This window comes from Fontibacillus phaseoli, from assembly GCF_003337355.1.
GTDB lineage: Bacteria > Bacillota > Bacilli > Paenibacillales > Paenibacillaceae > Fontibacillus > Fontibacillus phaseoli.
The window spans coordinates 1-1,643 of sequence record NZ_QPJW01000027.1 but is presented as its reverse complement, the minus strand read 5'-3'; the positions used below and the strand labels follow the sequence as shown (position 1 = coordinate 1,643).

At 54.7% G+C, this 1,643-nt stretch carries 1 rRNA gene; it reads left to right on the top strand.

The annotated features are described in order from the left end of the window. Window positions 1–1,643, top strand: a 23S ribosomal RNA gene (locus tag DFP94_RS25205); the annotation flags it as partial.

Genomic DNA, 1,643 nt, shown 5'->3' with positions numbered 1-1,643 from the left:
ATACAAGTGAGAATGCCGGTATGAGTAACGAAAAGATCAGTGAGAATCTGATCCGCCGAAAGCCTAAGGGTTCCTGAGGAAGGCTCGTCCGCTCAGGGTAAGTCGGGACCTAAGGCGAGGCCGAAAGGCGTAGTCGAAGGACAACAGGTGGAAATTCCTGTACCACCGTAAACCGTTATGAGCAATGGGGTGACGCAGTAGGGTAGTGACGCGAGCTGATGGATGCTCGTCCAAGCAGTGAGGCTGATGTGTAGGCAAATCCGCACATCGATAAGGCTGGGCTGTGATGGGGAGGGAAAATTTACAGTACCGAAGGTCATGATCTCACACTGCCAAGAAAAGCCTCTAGCCAGGTGAAGGTGCCCGTACCGCAAACCGACACAGGTAGGCGAGAAGAGAATTCTAAGGCGCGCGGAAGAACTCTCGTTAAGGAACTCGGCAAAATGACCCCGTAACTTCGGGAGAAGGGGTGCCCCGGTAGTGTGAATAGCACGAGGGGGCCGCAGTGAAAAGGCCCAAGCGACTGTTTAGCAAAAACACAGGTCTGTGCGAAGCCGCAAGGCGAAGTATACGGGCTGACGCCTGCCCGGTGCTGGAAGGTTAAGGGGAGTGGTTAGGGGTAACCCGAAGCTATGAACTGAAGCCCCAGTAAACGGCGGCCGTAACTATAACGGTCCTAAGGTAGCGAAATTCCTTGTCAGGTAAATTCTGACCCGCACGAATGGCGTAACGACTTGGGCGCTGTCTCAACGAGAGATCCGGTGAAATTTTAATACCTGTGAAGATGCAGGTTACCCGCGACAAGACGGAAAGACCCCATGGAGCTTTACTGCAGCTTGATATTGGACTTTGATACGATTTGTACAGGATAGGTGGGAGCCTAGGAAGCCGGAGCGCCAGCTTCGGTGGAGGCGCCGTTGGGATACCACCCTGATCGTATCGGAGTTCTAACCTGGTACCGTGATCCGGTACGGGGACAGTGTCAGGCGGGCAGTTTGACTGGGGCGGTCGCCTCCTAAAGAGTAACGGAGGCGCCCCAAGGTTCCCTCAGAATGGTTGGAAATCATTCGAAGAGTGCAAAGGCAAAAGGGAGCTTGACTGCGAGACTGACAAGTCGAGCAGGGACGAAAGTCGGGCTTAGTGATCCGGTGGTACCGCATGGAAGGGCCATCGCTCAACGGATAAAAGCTACCCTGGGGATAACAGGCTTATCTCCCCCAAGAGTCCACATCGACGGGGAGGTTTGGCACCTCGATGTCGGCTCATCGCATCCTGGGGCTGAAGTAGGTCCCAAGGGTTGGGCTGTTCGCCCATTAAAGCGGTACGCGAGCTGGGTTCAGAACGTCGTGAGACAGTTCGGTCCCTATCTGTCGTGGGCGTAGGAAATTTGAGAGGAGCTGTCCTTAGTACGAGAGGACCGGGATGGACGCACCGCTGGTGCACCAGTTGTTCCGCCAGGAGCATAGCTGGGTAGCTACGTGCGGAAGGGATAAGCGCTGAAAGCATCTAAGCGTGAAGCCCCCCTCAAGATGAGATTTCCCAACTAGTAAGACCCCTTGAAGACGACGAGGTTGATAGGCCTGAGGTGGAAGTGCAGCAATGTATGGAGCTGACAGGTACTAATCGGTCGAGGGCTTATCCAA